Origin of the sequence: Selenomonas sp. oral taxon 478 (assembly GCF_001189555.1) — a bacterium.
Taxonomy (GTDB): domain Bacteria; phylum Bacillota; class Negativicutes; order Selenomonadales; family Selenomonadaceae; genus Centipeda; species Centipeda felix.
In genome coordinates, this window is record NZ_CP012071.1 from 1,529,851 (window position 1) to 1,552,597 (window position 22,747).

The following is a 22,747-nucleotide window of genomic DNA, read 5'->3' on the forward strand; positions in this document are numbered from 1 at the left end:
ACTATCTAGGAATTAGTCGTAATTATTTTCGCAAGGCGTTGACTGTCTGTATGCCGACCACCGCCGCGAGTGCACCGGCAACCCACGGATAGGGAAGCGGGCCATCGAACAGCGGCAGGAGCCCTGCTGCTGTCGGCGTGCAGAGTGCGATGAAAAGAGCGGTGAGCCACGTATTCTGGCGGGCGCGTACGCGTGCCGCTTCGCCTGCATCGAGCAGGGTGACGAGACGCGGCAGTCCGACGCTGTCCAGTGCGATGTCGGGGACATAGTTCTCGATCTTACCCTGATTGCGCCGCGTCTGTGCCTCAAAGTAGGCAGCGTCCTCGGGTGGGATGAGCGGCTCGACCACCTCGGCGGCGGCCGCTGTGCCGTCCGGCCCCTTTAGCAGCTCGGCACGCAGCGGATCCGTCTCCGTTTCCTCCTCCGCTGCTTCGGCGGGCGGCTTTACGAGGGTGGACGGGCAGCCGATGCCGATGTCCGCTGTGCGCAGGGCGGCCTGATCGGCAATCGGGTCGCCCACCATGGCGACGATGGCGCCGCGTGACTGCAGCAAACGGATCTCGCGTGCCTTGTCCATCTCCGTGAGATCGGAGCGCACGTCGGCGATGTGCAGCTCCTTGCCCGTCGCGTTGGCGAGACGCTTCGTCTCACCCGTGAGGAGGACGAGGGAGAGTCCGCGCTGACGCAGGGCGTTCAGTGCACGCTTTGCCTCCATGCGCAGATCGTCGCGGACGGCGATGATGCCGCGTGCGTACTTGCTTGAGCTGACGAAGAGCGGCGACTGCCCGCTCGTCGCGAGCTGATCGGCGCGCGTCAGGAGTGCCGCGCTGATCTCGATGTTCTCCTCCTGCAGCCACTCCTTTTTGCCGACGCGCACAGGCGTACGTACGATCAGTGCCTCTACGCCGAAGCTCTCCTCCTCGCGTGCGGCGGAGTGTCGCGTGAGATGCAGCCCACGTTCGATGGCGGTACGGTAGAGTGCCTGAGCGTAGGGATGGAGAGCGTCGCGCTCGGCGCTCGCCGCGAGTGCGAGCAGCGAGCTCTGCGTCATGCCCTCGGGCACGAGCGCCGAGATGAAGATATCCCCCTCCGTCAGCGTTCCGTTGCGGTTGAAGGCGATGGTATCCACGTGCATGAGCTCGGTGAGTGCGCTCATGCGGCTGCATACGATGCCGTCCGTGCGCAGATGTCGCTTGATCCGCAGGGCGATCAGCCAGCGTGACACGAGCCATGGGATCGGCGATGCGGCGAGGAAAACGCCGAGAAAGATCTCGGATGCCGCCTCGATACTCACGTTTTCCGTCGTGTACCAGAAGCCCACAGCCGCCGCTGCGACAATAACGCTGAGGACAAAATGGACCGTAGAAGAAAGAAATTTTTTCAAGGATACTCAGCTCCTGCCATACGATTGTTACACGGGCATTATATCATAGGAAAGGAGAAGAGACAAACACGATGCGTTTGTTTGGAGAAGATATACAGACATTCCATACCGTAACATTTATCATAGATAGGAGATATTGTCCTTCCTATAATGATATGGTATAAAGAAAACAAATTGTGCCGTCGCGGCGCATCTATTTTGTCCATGCTTCGGCGGAGATTCGTGATTCTAATACGATATGGGAGGGTGATACCATGACGTTGCTGCATGCAGTAGTTTCGATGATGACGGAGCGCAGTACGTTCTTTTTGCAGCTGATGATCGAGCACCTTTGGATTTCGGGCGCGGCGATCGGCATTGCCATCATCGTCGGCGGTACGGCGGGCATTCTCATTTATCGCTATGAGCGTGCGGCAGCACCGACGCTTGGCGTAGTTAATTTCCTTTATACAATACCATCGATCTCAATGCTCGGCTTTCTCATCCCGTTTTTTGGCATCGGCAACGCGGCGGCGATCATCGCACTCACGATCTATGCGCTTCTGCCGATGGTGCGCGCGACCCATACGGGGCTGGCGCAGATCCCCGCGGCCCTCTCCGAGGCAGGAGCGAGTCTTGGCGGGTCGGATTTCTATGTGCTGACGCGTGTCCAGCTGCCGCTCGCCATGCCCATCATCATGGCGGGTATCCGCAATATGGCGACAATGACGATCGCCCTCGCGGGCATCGCCTCGTTCATCGGTGCGGGCGGACTCGGTGTCGCGATCTATCGCGGCATTACGACGAACAACCCCGCCCTCACCATCGCGGGCAGCCTGCTCATCGCCGTTCTCGCGCTCTCAGCAGATGCTGTCTTGGGGCGTGCGGAGGCATGGCTGAAGCATCCCCCGCGGATGGCAGGAAAGAGACGCGTTGCCTATGCGGGCACGGCGGCAGCTGTTCTCATCGTTGCAAGCGGTGTGACGTATGGATTTTTCGGCAGAGCGGATGTCATTCACATCGCGACGAAGCCCATGACGGAGCAGCTTATCATGGGTGAGATGCTGAAGATGGTCATTGAGCAGAATACGGGATTGGAGGCGCGCATTACGGCGGGCGTCGGCGGCGGAACATCAAACATCCAGCCGGGGATGGAGAGCGGCGCGTTCGACATTTATCCCGAGTACACGGGGACGGGCTGGAATATGGTGCTGAAAGAGGACACGAAGTACAGCGAGGAGAAATTTTCACAGCTGACAGCGGACTATGAGAAAGCATTTCGTATGCGCTGGGTTGGCATGTACGGATTCAATGATACCTTTGGCCTCGTCGTGCGCCGTGCCGTCGCGGAGCAGTACGATCTGCACACCTACTCCGATCTGCACCGTGCGGCACCGCGCCTGACCTTTGGTGCGGAGTACGATTTCTATGAGCGGGAGGACGGCTATCCTGCGCTCTGTGCGGCATACGGACTTTCCTTCGCACGGACAGTTGACCTCGACATCGGGCTGAAATATGCGGCACTCGCGGATGGGCAGGTAGATGTGATGACCGTGTTTACGACCGACGGACAGCTCTCGGCGGCAGATGCCGTCATTCTCACGGATGATCAGCACTTTTTCCCGTCCTATCGCTGCGGCAACGTCGTGCGCGAGGATGTGCTGACGCGCCATCCCGAGCTGAGCACCGTACTTCTCTCCCTTGAGGGCAGCATTTCGGATGCAGAGATGGCGGCGATGAACCATGCCGTTGAAAGCGAGGGCAGGGAGCCCCGTGCGGTTGCTGAGGAGTTCTTGCGCAAAAAAGGAATATTGAATTGAAGTAAACACAGTTTAATGGTAAAATACAGAAAAATATAGAAACAATAAATTTCCTAATGAGAGTACAGGAGGATATGGCATGACGACAGCGGCAGCAGCGGAGGATAAGGTTCTTCGCCTGATGGCGGAGAAGTATCCGACGAAGGAGATTGTCTACGAGAAAATCATCTACCTGAAGTCGCAGCTCATGCTGCCGAAGGGCACGGAGCACTTTATGAGTGATCTGCACGGTGCGTACGACTCCTTTTTTCATATCCTCAACAACTGCTCGGGCGTCATCAAGGAGAAGGTGGACTATTGCTTTGAGACCCGCATGACGGTGGAGGAGCGCGCGGAGTTCTGTACGCTCATCTACTACCCGCGGGAGAAGATGGAGCAGCTGACGGCGGAGGGGAAGACTTCTCCGCTCTGGTATCAGCAGAATCTCGCGAATCTCCTTGAACTGACAAAGCTCATGAGCTGGAAATTCCCCGCGAGCAAGATGCGCAACTACATCCCGAAACGCTATGAGTCGGTCATCGTGGAGCTGCTGAGCACGCGTCCCGAGCACGATGAGGCACAGCTTTCGTACTACCGCCAGCTGATTGAGACCATCGTGGAGATCGGCGGCGGGCCAGACTATATTGAGGCGTTCAGTACGCTGGTCAAGCGGCTCTCTGTGGAGCGCATCCACATCATCGGCGATTTCTACGACCGCGGCGACCGCCCTGACGGCATCCTCGACCTTCTCATGGAGCATCCGTCCGTTGATATCCAGTGGGGCAACCACGATGTGCTCTGGATGGGCGCGGCACTCGGCAGCGAGGTCTGCATCGCGGCGGTTATCCGCAACAGCCTCCGCTACCGCAATACCGACGTATTGGAGCGCGGCTACGGCATCAGCCTGCGCCCGCTCACGACATTTGCCTCGCGCATCTACCCCGACGAGAACCCCATCAAGGCGGCGGAGCGTGCCGTTACGATGATGATGTTCAAGCTCGAGGGCGCACTGATCCGCCGTAATCCCGACTTTCAGATGGAGGATCGTCTGCTGCTGGACAAGATCAACTTCGATCTCTCCTGCGTGACGCTCGGCGGCGGGCGGCGCGTAGAGCTCGACAGCGCGTATTTCCCGACGATTGACGATCCTGCTGACTGTTGGGCGCTCACGGAGGATGAGGAGAATATCATCGCCGATCTGCGCTCGTATTTCCTCGAGAGCAAGGCTCTCCAGCGCCATGTGGACTATCTCTATGAGCGCGGCAGCATCTATACGTGCTACAATGGAAATCTGCTCTTTCACGCCTGTGTGCCGATGGAGGAGTCGGGGGAATTCCGCACGATCACGTACAAGGGACAGGCATATCGCGGGCGCGCGTGGATGGACTTCTGCGAGGAGAAGGCACGCGAGGGATGGAATGAGCACACGCAGGAGGGGCTGGACTTCATGTACTTCCTCTGGTGCGGCTACAATTCTCCCGTGTCGGGGCGCTCCTTCACGACGTTCGAGCGTTCCTTCATCTCTGATGAAAGTACGTGGAAGGAGCCGTCCGATCCGTATTTCCGCCTCGTGAACGATGAGGCGGTCTGCGAAAAGATTTTGGAGGAGTTCGGGCTCGACCCGAAGCGCGGGCATATCATCAACGGGCACGTCCCCGTCAAGGTGCAGAAGGGGGAGAGCCCTCTGCGCGGCAGCGGGCGCGCCCTCATCATCGACGGCGGCTTTGCCGCGCCGTTCCGTGCCAAGACGGGCATCTCGGGTTATACGCTCATCTACAACTCACGCGGGCTGCGCCTCCTGCAGCATCAGCGCGTGGCGAGTGTGCGCGACGCCCTGCGTGAGAACCGCGATATAGAGTCCGTCTCCCAGACGATTGAGCTGCAGGCACGCCACTCGCTCGTGCGCGACACGGATCGCGGTGCCGCCATCGAGAGCAAGATCGCCGATCTCCATGCGCTCCTGCGCGCCTATCAGACGGGGCATATCAAGCCCCAGTAAAAGAATTACTGTACTCCCCTCATCGGCTCGCTGCGCTCGCCACTATACCTTAAAGCCTTCCCCGTGATCACGGGGAGCGGTCAACGTCAGCCAATCACACATCGCTGTCGCTCGTGTTCTTGGGACGTTTTCCCATACGACCTGTTACCCAATCAGCTTCGTCCTGTGGACTTGCTTCTTGGACAGGTCAGCAAGGGGGACCGCGCAAGCGGTGGAAGGGGCACAAAGAGGGAGCTGCTGCTCGAAGGTTTTAACTTCGTGCAGCAGCTCCCTTTTCTTATGTCCTTATGGATTCTTCTTCAGCCAAGTACTCCACGGTACGGCATAGCCGTTCCCGTGGTTTTGCTGAACGTAGTCGTAGAACTTTGCGATCATCTCTGTCTTGTGGTGGTAGTCTGCATCCTCCCATCCCGTCGCCGCGTGCTGCGTGGCCGGGTCATAGGCGAGGTATGCCCCGCCGAGCAGGTACTGGCGATAGAGAATATCCTTCAGCGGGACGGAGGGATTTTTCATCATATCGTACATCGCCATAAAGCTGGTCGTGCGTCCCTTGCCTGCCTGACAGTGAAAGTGCATCCATGTGTCTGCAGGCATTTTCCTCACGAGATCGACAAAAGCGTCGATGGTCTGCGGCTCTGCCCATTTGTGATCGGTGACAGCGAGACGGACGTAGCGCGCGCCCGCACCCTCGACCAGCTCGCGCTCCGTCATCGCCTCAGTGACGCGAACGGTCTGCGGATTCTTGGGCTGCTTTTTCTTATCGAGATGAGCGAGCACGACGTCTTTGCCCTGTGCACTGTGGATGCGCGTGTTCTCGTCGCGCAGTGCCTCGTGCTGCGTCCTGCCGATGTTGCCCCAGTCGTGCTTACCGTACCAACTGACGGCATTTCCGTTCATGAAGCCGTGCGACTCCTGCCGCAGATCGACGATGCAGACCGCGCCCTCTGTGCGCGCGTGCAGATTGTTCAGCAGCGCGTGAAAGGCAGGGGCGGAGAACTCCGCACTCCCCGAGAGCGGCAGGGCGTCCAGTCCTTCCCGCGAGGGCGTGTAGTTCGGGTCAACGCCGAACTTTGCTGCGTCTTTCCGCGTTTGGAACGGTGATGCCGCCGTGCGGAAATTGTGCGGCAGCTCCGCCGCATCCCCCGCCGCCGCATCGATGCGCCAGACATAGCCGCGGTAGTCTGCATTCGCATCGGCAGCAGAGACCGTGTACGGGATAATGCAGAGCGTGCATAACAGCAGAGCAGTGAGTAAATGTTTGAATGTGTGCATAAGATCCCCTTCGCTTCCTATATGATTCACCGTAGGTTATAGCACTCTTTACATAAAGGTGCAAGGGAAATCTTGCACAGGTGCCGCCTGTTCCTTGAAAAATCGCCGTTCCCGTGCTAGAATAGCATGACTATGTATGCTGCGGGAGGGATTCCTTTGTACGAAAAAGTAGATACAAATCTGGATTTTGCCGCGCGCGAGAAAGCCGTTGCGGATTTTTGGCGCGATAATCATATTGCACAGCGTGCCGTTGACCAGCGTGAGGGCTGCGATACGTTCACGTTCTACGACGGCCCGCCGACGGCGAACGGCCGCCCACATATCGGGCACGTTTTGACGCGTGTCATCAAGGATATGCTGCCGCGCTATCAGTCGATGAAGGGGCGCAAGGTGCTCCGCAAGGCGGGCTGGGACACGCATGGGCTGCCCGTTGAGCTGGAGGTCGAGAAGGCGATCGGCATCAACGGAAAGGAGCAGATCGAGGAGTACGGCATCGAGCCGTTTATCAAGAAATGCCGTGAGTCCGTCTGGAAGTACAAGAGCATGTGGGAGCAGTTCTCCGATGTCGTCGGCTTCTGGGCGGATATGGAGCATCCCTACATTACGTACGAGAACGACTTTATCGAGTCCGAGTGGTGGGCGCTGAAGGAGATCTGGAAGAAGGGACTGCTCTATCAGGGACATAAGATTGTCCCGTACTGCCCGCGCTGCGGCACGCCGCTCTCCTCGCACGAGGTGGCGCAGGGCTATAAGGATGTCACCGAGCGCTCTGCCATCGTGAAGTTCAAGGCGGCGGACGAGGATGCCTATTTCCTCGCATGGACGACGACCCCGTGGACGCTCCCGTCGAACCTCGCCCTCTGCGTGAACCCGAACGTGACCTACGTCAAGCTGCGCGTCTGCGGCAAGGTCTACTACCTCGCCGAGGCTCTCGTGGACAGCGTGTTCGACGGCTCGTGGGGCGAGCGTGAGGAGCTTGCCAAGATGAAGGGCAGCGAGCTCGAGTACCGCAAGTACGAACCGCTCTATCCCTTTGTGACACAGGATGTACGTGACAAGGCATTCTTCGTGACCTGTGACGATTACGTCACCACGGAGGACGGCACGGGCATCGTCCACATGGCACCGGCATTCGGCGAGGACGATAACCGCGTCTGCCGCAAGTACAATATGCCGTTCGTTCAGTTCGTCAACGAAAAGGGCGAGATGACCGAGGAGACGGATTGGCCGGGCGTCTTCGTGAAGGATGCGGATCCGCTGATTCTCGACGATCTCGAAACGAGCGGCAAGCTCTTCAAGGCGCCGGAGTTCACGCACAGCTATCCGCACTGCTGGCGCTGCGACACGCCGCTCATCTACTACGCGCGCGCCTCGTGGTTCATCCGCATGACGGCTGTGCGCGACGAGCTCGTTGCGAACAACAAGACGGTCAACTGGATCCCGCCGTCCATCGGCGAGGGGCGTTTCGGCAACTGGATCGAGCACGTGCAGGACTGGGGCATCAGCCGCAACCGCTACTGGGGAACGCCGCTCAATATATGGAAATGCTCCTGCGGACATGAGCACGCGGTCGGCTCGATTGCGGAGCTGCGCGAGCTGCAGCCAAACTGCCCGGCGGACATCGAGCTGCATCGCCCGTACATCGATGCGATCACGTTCCCGTGCCCGGAGTGCGGAGAGATGATGCACCGTGTGCCCGAGGTCATTGACTGCTGGTTTGACTCGGGTTCCATGCCGTTTGCTCAGTGGCACTACCCATTTGAAAACAAGGAACTCTTTGAAAAATACTTCCCGGCGGACTTCATCTCCGAGGCCGTCGATCAGACACGCGGCTGGTTCTACTCACTGATCGCCATCAGCACGCTGCTCTTTGACAAGAGCCCCTATCGCAACGTCATTGTGCTCGGTCATGTGCAGGATAAGGACGGGCAGAAGATGAGCAAGTCCAAGGGCAACGCCGTTGACCCGATGGATGCGCTCGGACGGCACGGCGCGGACGCGATCCGCTGGTACTTCTATGAGAACAGCGCACCGTGGCTGCCGAACCGCTTCCACGACGATGCCGTGCAGGAGGGCGCACGCAAATTCATGGGGACGCTGTGGAACACCTATGCGTTCTATGTGCTCTATGCGAATATCGACGAATTCGATCCGACGAAGTATACGCTGGACTATGACCAGCTTTCAGTGATGGATCGCTGGGTGCTCTCGCGCCTGAACACGATGGTGCGCACGGTGGACGACTGCCTCGGACACTATCGCGTGACGGAGGCGGCCAAGGCACTGCAGTCCTTCGTCGAAGAGCTGTCGAACTGGTATGTCCGCCGCTGCCGCAGCCGCTTCTGGGCGAAGGGGATGGAGCAGGATAAGGTGAACGCCTATCTGACGCTCTATACGGCACTCGTGACGACGGTGAAGGCGGCGGCGCCGATGGTGCCGTTCATCACGGAGAGCATCTACCGCAATCTGGTCTGCTCCGTTGACAAGAATGCGCCGATCTCTGTGCACCTCGCGGACTTCCCGACGGCAAACGAGGCGTGGATTGATCCCGCACTTGAGGACAATATGGAGGTCGTGCTTGAGGTCGTAACGCTCGGCCGTGCGGCACGCAACGCAGCGAACATCAAGAACCGCCAGCCGGTGGGGCAGATGTATGTCAAGGCGGCACATGAACTGCCGGACTTCTTCGTGAAGATCATCGAGGATGAGCTGAACATCAAGGAGGTCGTCTTCCGCGACGATATGTCGGACTTCCTCGCCTATCACGTCAAGCCGAATTTCCACGTTCTCGGCCCGAAGGTCGGAAAGCAGATGGGCGCGGTCAAAAAGGCACTCGAGGCGAGCGACGGCGCAGCCGTCAAGGATGCTCTCGCCGGGGATGGGAGCTATACGCTTCATCTGCCCGACGGCGATGTCACGGTGACGGCAGAGGATGTCGAGGTGACCGTCTCCCAGCGAGATGGGTACAACTGCCAGAGTTATGGCGGCGTGACGGTCGCTTTGTCGACCACGCTCACCGAGGCGCTGATCGAGGAGGGGTTTGTCCGCGAGATCATCAGCAAGGTGCAGACGATGCGCAAGGAATGCGGCCTTGAGGTGACGGATCACATTGCGCTCGACCTCTCGGGCAACCCGCGCCTCGTTGAGATTGCGCGCAGGAACGAGGCGTTCATCCGCGAGATCACGCTTGCCGACAGCCTCTCCTGTGATGCGCCGATGGGCACGAGCAAGGAGTGGAACATCAACGGCGAGAAGCTGACCATTTCTATCCAGTAAATATGGACAGCAGAATGGAGAATCCTACGATGGAGCAAAATCGTGCGTTGACTCTCCCCTTATTGCGTAATTCCTATCGTTCACTGACAAAGTCGGAGCAGCGCATTGCTGACTATATTGATGCACATGCACGGGAAGTCCTTGAACAGACGATTTCAGATTTAGCTGCGCATACAAAAAGCGCAGAAATTACGGTTTCCAGATTCTGTAAAAAACTTGGGTTCAGCGGGCTGCAGGGATTGAAAATTGCACTGGCATCTGCCGTATACTCTTCGGATGAAGTTGTCTATCAAGATGTTCGATCTGGTGATTCCTATGCGACGATTGCACAGAAGATGTTTCGCAGCATTTCAGAAGGACTGCAGGATACGTTAAAACTGCTGGATTATGAGGATGTGAATCGTGCTGTTCAGTTGATATGTCAGGCACAGCGTGTTGCGGTGTATGGCTTTGGGAACTCAGCAACAGTCTGCCATGACATTGAAACACGTTTTTTGCGATTTGGTATTCCTGTTCAGGCGTATTCCGATTCACACCAGCAGATAACGTCTGCGGCTCTTCTTACAGAACATGATGTTGTCATCGCTGTTTCACATACCGGGACTACGGCAGAGCTGCTGCAGAGTGTTGATGTTGCTAAGGCAAGCGGAGCAAGGATTATCGGCATTACCAGCTATGTCCATTCAGCACTTGCAAAACGCACCGATATTACACTGCATGGAATGGGGCGCGAGATACGATACCAGTCAGAGTCTGTAGCGTCACGGTTGATTCACATGGCGATCGTTGATCTCCTTTACATGGGAGTGGCTATGGCGAATCCAACAGTCTATCGGGAGAATATCCGCAAGATGCGCAAGGTGATCGCAGAGAAAAGAACTTGATATAGGAAAAACTACCTTTGAGATGATTCTCAAAGGTAGTTTTTTTGATATAATAATATCATTAATTATGGAATAAATGACAACATACTTGCAATAAAAAGCAGATATTGATATAATAATATCATCTTTATAGACGTTCATAAAGAATACAAAATAATGGAAGGGGGATATATGTCGTAATTTGCTGTAGTTTTTAGGAGGAGCACTATGCAGACAAAAACGTATGACCAAGAAACGGTCAAAAAGTTCAATCGCTTTAAAATGCAGTCGCTGTTAGGTGTATTTATCGGCTATATGGCGTACTATATCGTGCGAAACAATTTTATTTTCTCGACGCCGTATTTGAAGGAGGAAATGAATCTTAGTGCCACGGAGATCGGTCTGCTGAGCAGCTGTATGTTGATCACGTATGGACTGAGCAAAGGATTTATGAGCGTTCTTGCGGATAAATCCAACCCGCGTTATTTTATGGCAACGGGGCTGATTCTTTGCATCCTGATCAATATAGCCATGGGGTTCAGCACGAGCTTCTATCTCTTTGTGGGCTTGGTTGTTTTGCTTGGTCTGTGTCAGGGGATGGGGGTAGGCCCTTCAATTATCACAGTAGGGCACTGGTTTTCTCGCTCAGAGAGAGGGCGTGCGAGCACTTCGTGGAACGTGTCTCACAACATTGGCGGCGGTCTTGTTGCGCCGATTGTCGGAGCTGCAATGGCGTACCTTGGAACAGAACATTGGCGTATTGCTGCTTACATTGTTCCCTGTATTGTCGCCTTGATCTGTGTTGTTCTCGTATTGCTCCTGGTGAAGCGCCGTCCTGTAGAGGAAGGCCTTCCGACGGTCGATGAGATCTCTCATGAAGAGTCCGTTACGGAGAAGGTACTAAAAAAATCCGATGACCGTCCGAAAGATATGTCTGCATGGAAGATTTTCTATCAATACGTATTCAAAAATGAGAATTCATGGTATTTGGTCGGTATTGACATCTTCACCTACATGGTTCGGTTTGGCATGATTACGTGGATTCCCCTCTATTTGCTCACCGTCAAGGGACTTACGCGGCAGGAGATGGGTGTGTCGTTTATGCTGTTTGAATGGGCTGCGATACCATCGACGCTTGTTGCAGGCTATTTGGTGGACAAATTCTTCAAGGGACGCGTCATGATGCTCCCCTTCGTCTGCCTGATTGTCGTATTTCTCTGCGTGTTTGGTTATATGCAGTCTGACTCTGTGTTCGCAATTACGATTTTTGCTACGATCACAGGATGCTTGATTTATATTCCCCAGTCCATGGTTGCCGTTCAGGCAATGGAAGTTATTCCGAGCTTTGCACTGGGGTCGGCAGTGGGCCTCAGAGGTTTGATGAGCTATTTGGTCGGAAGTTCTATGGGAACAACGTTATTTGGCTATGTGGTTGACCATTTTGGATGGGACAGCGGGTTCTACCTCATCATGGTTGGTGCGTTGCTCTGCATGACATTTTGCTTCCTCTCGCATCGCGGCGTTCAAAAAATCTATGGAAAAACCAGTGTGCCTGAAGTGTAAGAAATTCATGTTGGCTGGGGGAGGTGTTTATGTTGGCGTTCAATGATATAGGTATGGTCGGGATGGCCGTTATGGGAAGCAATATGGCGCTCAATATGGCAGACCATGGATTTCGGGTTGCATGCTATAATTATACTCCCGATCTTACGGAGCAAGTACTGAGAGAACATCCGCATGAAAATATGACTGGTTATTATGATTTGAGCGAGTTTGTTCAGTCCCTCAAACGTCCGCGTCGTATCATGCTGCTCATTATGGCGGGGGCACCGGTCGATGCTGTGGTTGACCAGCTTATTCCCATGTTGGAGCATGGGGATATCATCATTGATGGTGGAAATTCCTTCTTTAAAGATACCATTCGCCGGTGTGATTATGCAAAACAGCATAAAATCCACTATTTTGGGACGGGTATCTCAGGCGGAGCTGATGGTGCTCGCAATGGCCCATGTATTATGCCGGGCGGTGAAAAAGATGCCTACGAGAACCTGAGACCCATCTTTGAGTCTGTGGCAGCACGAGCTGAAGACGGTTCACCTTGCTGTACCTACATTGGTGAGGATGGCGCGGGGCACTATGTCAAGATGGTGCATAACGGCATCGAGTATGCGGATATGCAGCTCATCGCCGAAAGCTATCTGATTTTAAAATACGTCGGGGGTCTCAGTAATGATGCCATGGCTGAGGTTTATCATGTATGGAATCAGGGCGAATTAAAAAGTTTTCTCATCGGCATTACGGCAGATATCTTTAAGGAAAGCGATGAGGGCAGCGGGCAGATTATCGATAAGATATTGGACAGCGCAGGGCAGAAGGGGACTGGGCGTTGGACGAGTATCGCAGCACTTGAGCAGGGTGTTAATGTGTCGATGATCACAGCAGCATGTAATGCACGCGTTATGTCAAATCTTCAAGTATCCCGTGCTGAGGCATCAAAGAAATTTTCTGCTCCAAATGGCACGTCTAAAGTGCCGGCAGATTTGGTTGAAATGGTACGACAAAGTCTTTATACAGCTAAGATCATTGCGTATGCTCAGGGGTTTGCCCTATACCGGTCGGCGAGAGAGATCTACCACTGGACACTGGATTATGGACGTATTGCTTCCATTTTCCGCGCAGGCTGCATTATTCAGGCGGCATTCCTGACTAAAATTGCGGAGGCGTATCGTAGAAATCCGCAATTAGACAATCTTATTTTTGATGAGTTCTTTATGGATAAAATCAATGCGAATCAAAGCAGCTTGCGTCGTGTTGTCGCACTGGCGGCAGAGCGTGGTATTCCCATTCCGGCGATGGCAAACGCTCTGCAATATCTGGATGCCTATCGCAGTCCCTGCGGTGGTGCGAACCTCATTCAGGCGCAGCGTGACTACTTTGGTGCACACACCTATCGCCGCATTGATAGGAGCGGTGATTTCCATCATGAGTGGCAAAAGCATTATAAGGAATAGTGCTTCTGTTTCCTTTCTCAAAGCTGTCCGACGCAGATGCTGCGTTGGACGGCTTTTCTATTGACAATATGGGGGCGGGACGTATAATAAGAAAGAATTACTGTGTTATTGAGGGGAGTGATCGCATTGGTAAAATTCAGTTACTACGGACATGCGGCATTTTTGCTGGATGATGGGACGCATAAGGTGCTCGTTGACCCCTTTTTGACAGGGAATCCCGTCGCGAGCGTTAAGGCGGACGATGTGGCGTGTGACTATATTCTCGTTTCTCATGCGCACGGGGATCATCTGGGTGATGCGCCGTCGATTGCGGCGCGTACCGGGGCGAAGATCGTCTCGACGCCGGAGGTCATCAGTGTCTGTGAGAGTCAGTCACTGGCGGAGATTGCATCCTGCCCGATGAATATCGGCGGCTCGCTCAATCTGCCGTTTGGCAAGGTGCGTATGACGTTCGCCCAGCACAGCGCGGGCGTGGCGGGCGGGATCGCCTGCGGGTTTGTCGTGTATATCGGCGGCCGGACACTCTACTATGCGGGCGATACGGCGCTGTTCAGCGATATGCAGCTCATTGGACGCAAGGACAGCATCGACTATGCCGTCCTGCCCATCGGCGATAACTATACGATGGGACTTGAGGATGCGGCGATGGCGGCGCAGTGGGTCAACGCGGGGCACGTGATCCCCGTGCACTACAATACGTGGCCGATCATCAAACAGGAGGCACGGCACTACAAGGACGTGACGGAAGCCATGACGCGGGCCAGAGTGCATATCATGGCGCCCGGAGATACAATGGAGCTTTGATGCAGGCGCAGAAGACGCCTCTGCTCGTTCTCCTCGGCCCTACGGCAGTGGGTAAGACGGCGCTCTCGCTGCAGCTCGCGGAGCGGCTCGGCACGGAGATCATCTCGGGGGACTCGATGCTCGTCTATCGCGGCTTTGACATCGGCAGTGCGAAGCCAAGTCCGGAGGAGTGCGCCCGTGTGCCGCATCATCTCGTCGATGTGCTCGATGCCGATGCGCCGTTCTCTGTGACGGAGTTTGTCGCGCGCGTGTCGGAGCTCGCACGTGACTTTGATGCGGCAGGACGCCTGCCGTTCGTCGTCGGCGGGACGGGGCTCTATGTCAAGGCACTCGTCGAGGGATATGACTTCAATGTGACGCAGGAGCATACGTGCTTCCGTCATGCCATGGCGGGGATTGCCGCACGCCGCGGAAATGCCCGCGTACATCACTTCCTCGCGCGTCGTGACCCCGCTGCGGCAGAGCGGATCCACGCGAATAATCTGCGCCGCGTGATCCGCGCGCTCGAGGTCACGCGCTACGGTGATGAGAGCATCTCGCGTGCGTGCGCGATGGAGCACGGGACAATGCCCTATGATGCCCATGTGATCGGGCTTATGCGGGAGAGGTCACATCTCTATGCGCGCATCAATGAGCGCGTTGAGGCGATGTTTGCCGCAGGGCTGTGTGCAGAGGTGCAGCAGCTTTTGGACAGCGGTGTACGCCGCGATGCTCCGGCGATGAAAGGCATCGGCTATAAGGAGACGGCGGCGTATCTTGCGGGAGAGATCACGCGCGCGGAGGCCATCACGGCCGTGCAGACGGCAACGCGGCATTTTGCAAAGCGTCAGCTGACGTGGTATCGGGGGATGCCCTACATCCGCTGGTACGATGCGGATGCGTGGACGGAGCCGGAGCTGTTGGAGCGCATTTTAATGGATATAAAGGAATGGCGAGCAAAAGGAGAGGCAAAGGATGACGGCCAAGATCATCAATCTGCAGGATAACTTCCTCAATCAGGTGCGCAAGGACGGGATTCCCGTGACGATTCATCTCGTGAACGGCTTTCAGATCAAAGGAACGGTGCGTGGATTTGATAATTTCGTCCTCATGGTGGATGCGATGGGAAAGCAGCAGATGATTTATAAGCATGCGGTCTCGACCATCACGCCGGCACAGCCGGTGCGGACGGGCGACGATGCGTCGTAATCACGCCGAACAACGCTGCTGTACCGCCTGCGGTGCAGCGGCTTTTTCCTTTTTATCTGTTCCCTGATGGAGGAGAAGCGATGAAGCAGCGAGGATTTGAGATCGTCTCGGCGTACGCAGGGGCGGGCGTGCTGCTCCCCGAGCGCAAGACGGGGGCGAGTGCGGGCTATGATCTTGCAGCGGCGGCTGCCGTGGAGATCGTCCCACAGGGCTTTGCCATGGTGCCGACGGGCGTCAAGGCGTATATGCAGGCGGATGAGGTTCTGCTGCTCTACATTCGCTCAAGCATGGCGGTGAAACGTCAGCTCATGCTGATGAACGGTGTCGCCGTGATCGATGCAGACTACTATGGAAATGCGGACAACGAGGGGCATATTATCGTACCTCTATACAATTACGGACGGGAGCCCGTGTCGATTGCGGCGGGCGAGCGGATCGCGCAGGGCATCTTTACGCGTTATCTGACGGCGGACGGCGATATGGCGGGATGCGGTCGGGCACGCAGCGGCGGCTTCGGCTCGACGGGCGCATAGCAGCATCCGTACGTCTGCATTTTGACAGGAAAAAGAAACTCATTTATAATGATATCAGTATGATTTTAGGGTAAACGGTAGGATTTGCCCACACAGGAGATCTTTATGAAACTTTCAACGAAGGGGCGTTACAGTGTCACGGCGCTCTATGAGCTCGCCCTGCGCTACGGCAAGGGCGTCGTTCCGCTGCATGCGATTGCAGCGACACAGGGGATCTCCGAGCACTATTTGGAGCAGCTGATGGTGCCGCTGCGTCGCGCAGGACTGGTTGAGAGTGTGCGCGGGGCTCAGGGGGGCTATACGCTCGCGCTCCCACCTGAGAAGATTACGATCGGGCGGATCATCACGGCCGTGGAGGGCCCGATCGCTCTCGTGGACTGCCTGCTGACGGATGCGGAGGCGCACGATCAGAGCTGTGAGCGCGCCGGGAACTGCGTGACGCGGCAGATCTGGGAGGAGGTCTGTGACAGCATCAACAGTGTGCTGAACAACATTGCCCTCTCCGATCTCGTACAGCGCGGACATCGCCGTGCGGGGTGCAATCAGTGATGCCGGTCTACCTCGACTATGCCGCCACGACGCCGCTCGATGCGCGTGTCCTCATGGCGATGCAGCCGTATCTGACGGAGGTGTGCGGGAATCCTTCGAGCCTGCACTGCTTTGGACAGGCGGCGCGGCGCGGTGTCATGCGCGCGCGGGAGGAGGTGGCGGCGCTCATTGGCGCGTCTCCATCAGAGGTGTTCTTTACCAGCGGCGGGACGGAGAGCGATAACTGGGCACTGCGCGGCATTGCGGAGGAGCGGCGAAAGGCAGGCTGTCGGCATATCGTGACCTCCGCCGTTGAGCATCCCGCCGTGCGCGAGACCTGCCGCGATCTGGCGGCACACGGGTATGCACTGACGGAGGTGCCCGTCGATGCCACGGGGCGCGTTGCTCCGTCCGATGTGGCGGCGGCCCTGCGTGAGGATACGGCGTTGGTCACGATCATGACGGCGAACAACGAGGTCGGTACGATTCAGCCGATTGCGGAAATCGGCGCGCTCCTTCGGGCGCGCGGGATTCCGTTTCATACGGATGCCGTGCAGGCGGCGGGACATATTCCACTCGATGTGGAGGAACTGTACGTCGATGCGCTCTCGCTTTCGGCGCATAAATTCTGCGGTCCGAAGGGTGTCGGCGTGCTCTACGTGCGCCGCACATTGCGGATGGCTCCGCTTCTATATGGCGGCGCACAGGAACGCGATATGCGCGCGGGCACGGAGAATGTGGCGGGGATCGTCGGCTGCGGCTGTGCGGCGGCGATTGCCTGTGCGGAGATGGGCGCAGAGGATGTGCGCCTGCGCGCTGCGGCTGAGTCGCTGCGCACCGCACTTTCGGATATCGACGGCATTCGATTTTACGGGCACAGAGAGGAGCGGCTGGCGGGCATCCTGAGCTTTGGCATACGGGACATCCCACAGGATACGCTGCTCATCCGTCTGGATCTCGCGGGCTTTGCCGTATCGGGCGGCAGTGCGTGCAGTGCGGGGGCAGCGCACCCATCCCACGTCCTGTGTGCGATGGGCTGCCCGTCGGAGGCGGCGCGCACGGCGATCCGTGTGAGCCTCGGACGCTTTACGCGTGAGGACGATGTGACGGCGTTCGCCGATACGGTTCGTGCTATCGCAAAAGAGTAGAATTACGGAAGCACTGATAAATTCAGCACCGCCATCTTAGCGCATCTTTTTTGCCCGCTTTTTGTCGGCAAATCCTCCACATAGCCCTCGCTATGCGTCCGGTTTGCCTCCTCAATCGGACGAAAAATCTACGCCAATCTGACGGACTTCATTTTATCAGCGATTCCTTACCTGAAAAAATTTGTCTTTGCCGTGCACTTTGTGTATAATCAAAAGAAATGTTTTGGAAATCACGGGTTCATTGCGTGATATTGCAGACGTGATATTCTAGATTGGTATAGATCAGGAGGGAACTTCATGGTCGGAGACATCCTGCGCAGCGCTCGTGTCAAGCAGGGACTGACAATTGCAGATATAGAAAAAGGGACAAGCATCCGTGCTCTCTACATCGAAAGCATCGAGCAGAGCAATATCGACAATCTGCCTGGTATGGTCTATGCCAAGGGATTCGTCCGTAATTATGCGGGCTTCCTGCATCTGGATGCAGAGGAACTGGTGCAGCAGTTCGCAGCGGAGAACGGCACGGCAGCCGCTCCGGCGGCACCGACCACAGAGGAGAAGCCGCGGCGCATCTCACTCAACAACATCGGTGATGCGTCGCTCTCTGAGATCTCCATCGGCGGCAGGAGATCTTCCTCTGCGGGCATGCTCGGCAAGCTGGTCGCTGGGATCGTGGTGCTCACTGCACTGGTCGGCGGCGGTGCGGCACTCGTCTCGTTCATCAATTCTCCTGCGCGCGAGACGACCGCACCTGCGGCACCTGCGCGTGCGGAGAGCCAGCCGACGCAGACGCCGGCAGCAGAGGCGAACGCCGTGGATGAGGCGCGTGCGGCCTCGCCGGCGAAGGATGTGCGCGTGAGCGTGCACCTCACCGAACGCTGCTGGACGGAGGTGACGGTTGACGGAAAGACCGTCTTTGAGGGGCTGCTCGAAGAGGGCAAGACCGAGAACTGGCAGGGCAAGGAGTCCATCGTTCTGCGTGCGGGCAACGCCGGAGCACTTGAGGTGACAGTGAACGGGAAGAAGCTCGGCACGTTCGGCGATGAGGGCGCTGTCGTTGAGCGCACCTTTACGCGGACGACGAAGTCACTGGAGGATGCCGCTGCCCCCAGCGGTGATGCGGACGGCGAGCAGCCGAAAAAGAGCACGGCGAAGCGTACACAGAGCCGCAGTCAGTAACGTGATGCGTGAGAGAGGGTGAGGGCAATGCGATGCCCTTTTTGCAAAGAGCCGGACAGCCGTGTCATTGATTCCCGTGCGGCAGAGGAGGGGATGACCATCCGCCGCCGCCGCGAGTGCGGAAAGTGCGGGCGACGGTTTACGACGTACGAGGTGGTGGAGCGCCTGCCACTCATGGTCGTCAAGCGTGATGGCCGCCGTGAGCCGTTCAGCCGCGACAAGCTGCTGACGGGGATCATACGCTCCTGTGATAAGCGCGACATCTCGATGGAGCAGATCACAAATTTCGTCGCGGAGATCGAGCATGAGATCCGCAACCGCACGGAGCCCGAGGTGCCCTCCGAGAAGGTCGGTGAGATCGTCATGGAGCATTTGAAGGACTTTGACGAGGTAGCTTACATCCGCTTCGCCTCGGTCTATCGGAAGTTCGATGATATTACGAATTTTATCGAGGAGCTGGAGACGCTGCGTGCACATCGTGAGAAAGAATGAAAGGTAGAGTGGGGATTGGATCATCGGCTGCGGGAACGCCTGCGGGCACGTCTGGCGCAGGAGCGCGGATATTATCGCTATCCTGCGGGCGCGCGCACGCGATTTGCTCTCGTCTATCCCAATACTTACTTTGTCGGCATGTCGAACCTCGGGCTGCACATTGTCTATGCGTTGCTGAATGAGCGCAGTGACACGGCGTGTGAGCGCGTCTTTCTGCCCGATCGCGATGAGATGCCGCGCTATGTGCGCACGAATACGCCGATGATGAGCGTGGAGACGCAGACCCCGCTCGCGGACTTCGCCATCGTCGGCTTTGCCATTTCGTTTGAGATGGATTATTTTCATGTTGCGGAGATGCTCGCACGCAGTCACATCACGGCGCTTGCCGCGGACCGCACGGCACATGACCCCCTCGTGATCGCGGGGGGGCCGTGTGCCACGTTCAACCCTGAGCCGCTCGCTGCGCTGATCGATGCCTTTGTCATCGGTGAGGGAGAGGCGATCCTTCCGGCGATGATGGACGCCTATCATGCAGGGCTGCGTGCGGGCGACGACCGCACGGCACTTCTGCAGCGGCTTTCCCATGTCCCCGGGGTCTATGTCCCGGCACTCTATACGCCCACATACGATGCGGAGGGGCATCTGACGGCACTCCTGCCACGCGCGGGGGCGCCGTCCCATGTGGCGCGGCAGTGGGTGGAGGATCTCGACGCGCATCCCGCCCATACGGTTGTCATTACGGACGATACGGAGTTCAGCTTTTACCTCATCGAGACGGCGCGCGGGTGTGGGCGTCACTGTCGCTTCTGCATGGCGGGGTACTGCTTCCGCCGGCCACGCAACCGCTCTCTCTCCGTCATCGAGGGTGAGGTGCGCGACGCACTCGCCTACGGCAAAAAGATTGGACTCATGGGCGCGGCGATCTCGGACTACCCCGAGATCGATGCCCTCTGCCGCTCCATCCTCGGGGAGGGGCTCTCGATGTCGGTCGCGTCCTTCCGCGCGGACTCCGTGACGAAGGAACTCGTGGAGTCGCTCGCGGCGAGCGGCCTGAAGACACTAACCATCGCCCCCGAGGCGGGCAGTGCGCGGATGCGCGCGGTCATCAACAAGGGCATCGAGGAACATCATCTCTTCACATCAGTTGATCTCGGCGCGGCAGCGCATATCCTGAATTTTAAGCTATATATTATGGTTGGCCTGCCCTTCGAGATGGATGAGGACATCGACGCGATCATCGACCTCACGCAGCGCCTGCGTTCCTACATGGACGAGAAGGGCTGCCGCGGCACACTGACACTCAGCGTGAATCCCTTCGTTCCCAAGCCGTTTACGCCGTTTCAGTGGATGGCGGCAGCGGAGAAAAAGCGCATGGATGCGGTGATGAAGCAGCTGACGCAGGTCCTCAGCCGACACAAAAAGATCGTCGTGCACTTTGAGTCGCCGAAGGAGGCGCGTGTCCAGTCCATTCTCGCGCGCGGTGACCGCCGCCTTGGCGCACCTCTCATGCGTGCGGCGATGGGGCGCGGGGCAAAGGATCTAGCGACAGAGATGCGTGCGGAGGGCCTCTCCGCGGAGGACTATCTGGCTCCTGCGTGGACGGAAAAGACATATCTGCCTTGGGATCATCTCGACATGGGCTTTTCCAAACACTATCTGTGGCAGGAATATGAGCGGGCAAAGGCGCTCCTGCCGACACCGATCTGTTTCGACGGCTGTCTGCGGTGCGGCGTCTGTAAGCCTGCGGAAAGGATGACGGTATGAGCTTTGTACTGCGGCATCTCGGCAACAATCTGTGGAGCGGGCGGCTCGATCTCTTTCCGGGCGACGCACTCGTGCATGGGTTCTCGGCACGGCAGGGCGGCGTCAGTGCTCCCCCGTATGATACGCTGAACATGGCACTGCACGTGGAGGATGATCCCGCGGCTGTGTGGGAGAACCGCAGGCGGTACTGCGCGGCGCTGGGGCTCTCGGCAGAGCGGATCTGCACGCCGCGACAGGTGCATGGGACGGAGATCGTACGCGTTTTTCGCCGCGATGCGGGCCGCGGTGCGCGGGACTATGCGGACTGTATCGCTGATGCGGATGCACTGATCACGAATGACAACGATGTCACGCTCCTCCTCTGCTATGCGGACTGCGTGCCCGTCCTCCTCTACGATCCTGTGCATCATGCCATCGCGCTCGTTCACGCCGGTTGGCGTGGGACGGTGGAGCGGATCGGGGCAAAGACGCTCGCTCGTATGGCGGAGGAGTTCGGGACAAGACCCACGGATGCCATTGCGGGGATCGGGCCCTCCATCTGCGCCGTCTGTTATGCGGTCGGTGAGGAGGTCGCCGCGCAGTTCCGTCGCGCATTTTCGCATGATGCGGAGCGGATCGTCGCGGAGCGGGATGGGAAATACCATCTGGACCTATGGGCGGCGAACCGCCTTGCACTGGAGGAGACGGGCGTCCCACCGCGGCAGATCGACAGCGCACAGACATGCACGTCGTGCGATCATACATGGTTTTACTCCTATCGTGCCGCAGGCGGCAGGACGGGACGTCTGGCGGCAGTAATGGAGTTGAAATGAGTGAAGGAACGATGATCGGGGAGCAGATTCAAAAGGTACGTGCCGAGATCATGGCCGCGCGGGCGCGGCGGACGCACGTCTCGAAGGACGCGCCTGTGGAGCTGATTGCCGTGACGAAAAACCATCCCGTCGCGGCGATGCAGGAGGCCATTGATGCGGGCATCATGAACATCGGAGAGAACCGCATCCAAGAGGCGCTGGACAAAGCGGAGACGCTTGAGCGCGAGGTAAAATGGCATCTGATTGGGCACCTGCAGACCAATAAGGCGAAATACGCCGTGCGCCAGTTCGACCTCATTCATTCGGTTGATTCCGTGCATCTTGCACAGGCGGTGAACCGCGCGGCGGAGAAGTTCGGCAAGGTGCAGAATATCCTTGTGCAGGTTAATCTGGCGCGTGAGGAGAGCAAGTCCGGCGTCTACCGTGAGGATCTCGACGAGCTCCTCGCGGCAATTGATGGAATGGATTCGGTTCGCTTGCAGGGTTTTATGTGTATTGCGCCGAATTATGAGGATGTAGAGCAGTGCCGTCCGCTCTTTCGTGCGATGTACGAGCTGTACGGCACGATCAAGGCGGCAGAGCCGCACAAGGCAGACATCCGCTACCTTTCGATGGGCATGACACACGACTATCGCATTGCCGTCGAGGAGGGCGCGAATCTCGTGCGTGTCGGCACGGCGATTTTTGGTGCACGCAATTATACCCTAGGAGTGTGA

General features: G+C 57.4%; 20 protein-coding genes. 17 read left to right on the forward strand and 3 right to left on the reverse strand.

Annotated elements, in window-relative coordinates; translation table 11 throughout:
- Positions 1-22: 22 nt before the first annotated feature.
- Positions 23-1,384 carry an HAD-IC family P-type ATPase gene (locus ADJ74_RS07150; protein WP_050343072.1) on the reverse strand — a complete coding sequence of 454 codons (1,362 nt, stop codon included), beginning with the start codon at positions 1,382-1,384 and terminating at the stop codon, positions 23-25.
- Positions 1,385-1,638: 254 nt separating this feature from the next.
- Here ADJ74_RS07150 and ADJ74_RS07155 point away from each other — a divergent pair, with 254 nt between their 5' ends.
- Positions 1,639-3,183, forward strand: coding sequence for a glycine betaine ABC transporter substrate-binding protein (locus ADJ74_RS07155; protein ID WP_050343074.1), 1,545 nt, complete (start codon positions 1,639-1,641; stop codon positions 3,181-3,183).
- 79 nt (positions 3,184-3,262) lie between these two features.
- Positions 3,263-5,161 carry a fructose-bisphosphatase class III gene (locus tag ADJ74_RS07160; RefSeq protein ID WP_050343076.1) on the forward strand — a complete coding sequence of 633 codons (1,899 nt, stop codon included), beginning with the start codon at positions 3,263-3,265 and terminating at the stop codon, positions 5,159-5,161.
- Between the two features lie 285 nt (positions 5,162-5,446).
- Here the strand turns inward: ADJ74_RS07160 and ADJ74_RS07165 are convergent, their stop codons facing one another.
- Positions 5,447-6,433, reverse strand: a complete 987-nt coding sequence (locus tag ADJ74_RS07165) for a protein-tyrosine-phosphatase (protein WP_050343078.1) — start codon at positions 6,431-6,433, stop codon at positions 5,447-5,449.
- A 156-nt stretch (positions 6,434-6,589) separates the two neighbouring features.
- On the opposite strand from ADJ74_RS07165, the gene ileS reads away from it, so the two are divergent.
- The 10 genes from ileS (at position 6,590) to ADJ74_RS07215 (ending at position 17,784) form a co-directional block, all read left to right on the forward strand.
- Positions 6,590-9,709, forward strand: coding sequence for an isoleucine--tRNA ligase (gene ileS / locus ADJ74_RS07170; RefSeq protein WP_050343080.1), 3,120 nt, complete (start codon positions 6,590-6,592; stop codon positions 9,707-9,709).
- A 29-nt stretch (positions 9,710-9,738) separates the two neighbouring features.
- Positions 9,739-10,593, forward strand: coding sequence for a MurR/RpiR family transcriptional regulator (locus tag ADJ74_RS07175; RefSeq protein WP_050343081.1), 855 nt, complete (start codon positions 9,739-9,741; stop codon positions 10,591-10,593).
- Positions 10,594-10,800: 207 nt separating this feature from the next.
- Positions 10,801-12,135, forward strand: a complete 1,335-nt coding sequence (locus tag ADJ74_RS07180; RefSeq protein WP_050343083.1) for an MFS transporter — start codon at positions 10,801-10,803, stop codon at positions 12,133-12,135.
- 29 nt (positions 12,136-12,164) lie between these two features.
- A complete protein-coding gene (gnd, locus tag ADJ74_RS07185; protein WP_172664522.1) occupies positions 12,165-13,583 on the forward strand; it encodes a decarboxylating NADP(+)-dependent phosphogluconate dehydrogenase in 1,419 nt (472 codons plus the stop codon).
- Positions 13,584-13,709: 126 nt separating this feature from the next.
- A complete protein-coding gene (locus ADJ74_RS07190; RefSeq protein ID WP_050343085.1) occupies positions 13,710-14,387 on the forward strand; it encodes a metal-dependent hydrolase in 678 nt (225 codons plus the stop codon).
- Positions 14,387-15,373 carry a tRNA (adenosine(37)-N6)-dimethylallyltransferase MiaA gene (miaA, locus tag ADJ74_RS07195; RefSeq protein ID WP_050343087.1) on the forward strand — a complete coding sequence of 329 codons (987 nt, stop codon included), beginning with the start codon at positions 14,387-14,389 and terminating at the stop codon, positions 15,371-15,373. Before ADJ74_RS07190 ends, miaA begins: the two co-directional genes overlap by 1 nt.
- The gene (hfq, locus tag ADJ74_RS07200) at positions 15,342-15,575 is read left to right on the forward strand and encodes an RNA chaperone Hfq (RefSeq protein WP_009442889.1); all 234 of its coding nucleotides are present in this window, start codon (positions 15,342-15,344) and stop codon (positions 15,573-15,575) included. The genes miaA and hfq overlap by 32 nt, the downstream gene beginning before the upstream one ends.
- An 80-nt stretch (positions 15,576-15,655) precedes the next feature.
- On the forward strand, positions 15,656-16,108 hold the full coding sequence (locus tag ADJ74_RS07205; RefSeq protein WP_050343089.1) for a deoxyuridine 5'-triphosphate nucleotidohydrolase: 453 nt from the start codon (positions 15,656-15,658) through the stop codon (positions 16,106-16,108).
- A 105-nt stretch (positions 16,109-16,213) separates the two neighbouring features.
- Positions 16,214-16,657: an Rrf2 family transcriptional regulator gene (locus tag ADJ74_RS07210; protein WP_050343091.1), complete on the forward strand. Its 444-nt coding sequence runs from the start codon at positions 16,214-16,216 to the stop codon at positions 16,655-16,657.
- Positions 16,657-17,784, forward strand: a complete 1,128-nt coding sequence (locus tag ADJ74_RS07215; protein WP_050343094.1) for a cysteine desulfurase family protein — start codon at positions 16,657-16,659, stop codon at positions 17,782-17,784. Before ADJ74_RS07210 ends, ADJ74_RS07215 begins: the two co-directional genes overlap by 1 nt.
- Before the next feature lie 2 nt (positions 17,785-17,786).
- Here ADJ74_RS07215 and ADJ74_RS11590 read toward each other — a convergent pair whose 3' ends face one another.
- The gene (locus ADJ74_RS11590) at positions 17,787-17,912 is read right to left on the reverse strand and encodes a secretion protein HlyD (protein ID WP_253271739.1); all 126 of its coding nucleotides are present in this window, start codon (positions 17,910-17,912) and stop codon (positions 17,787-17,789) included.
- Between the two features lie 169 nt (positions 17,913-18,081).
- Here ADJ74_RS11590 and ADJ74_RS07220 point away from each other — a divergent pair, with 169 nt between their 5' ends.
- From ADJ74_RS07220 to ADJ74_RS07240, 5 genes are read left to right on the forward strand one after another with little or no spacing between them, the layout of a single operon-like run.
- The gene (locus ADJ74_RS07220; RefSeq protein WP_050343096.1) at positions 18,082-18,963 is read left to right on the forward strand and encodes a RodZ domain-containing protein; all 882 of its coding nucleotides are present in this window, start codon (positions 18,082-18,084) and stop codon (positions 18,961-18,963) included.
- Between the two features lie 27 nt (positions 18,964-18,990).
- A complete protein-coding gene (gene nrdR, locus ADJ74_RS07225) occupies positions 18,991-19,455 on the forward strand; it encodes a transcriptional regulator NrdR (protein ID WP_009442884.1) in 465 nt (154 codons plus the stop codon).
- A 15-nt stretch (positions 19,456-19,470) separates the two neighbouring features.
- Positions 19,471-21,219: a radical SAM protein gene (locus ADJ74_RS07230; protein ID WP_050343097.1), complete on the forward strand. Its 1,749-nt coding sequence runs from the start codon at positions 19,471-19,473 to the stop codon at positions 21,217-21,219.
- Complete coding sequence (gene pgeF, locus ADJ74_RS07235; protein WP_050343098.1) at positions 21,216-22,031, forward strand: peptidoglycan editing factor PgeF; 816 nt, start codon at positions 21,216-21,218, stop codon at positions 22,029-22,031. The genes ADJ74_RS07230 and pgeF overlap by 4 nt, the downstream gene beginning before the upstream one ends.
- Positions 22,028-22,747, forward strand: a complete 720-nt coding sequence (locus tag ADJ74_RS07240; RefSeq protein WP_009442881.1) for a YggS family pyridoxal phosphate-dependent enzyme — start codon at positions 22,028-22,030, stop codon at positions 22,745-22,747. The genes pgeF and ADJ74_RS07240 overlap by 4 nt, the downstream gene beginning before the upstream one ends.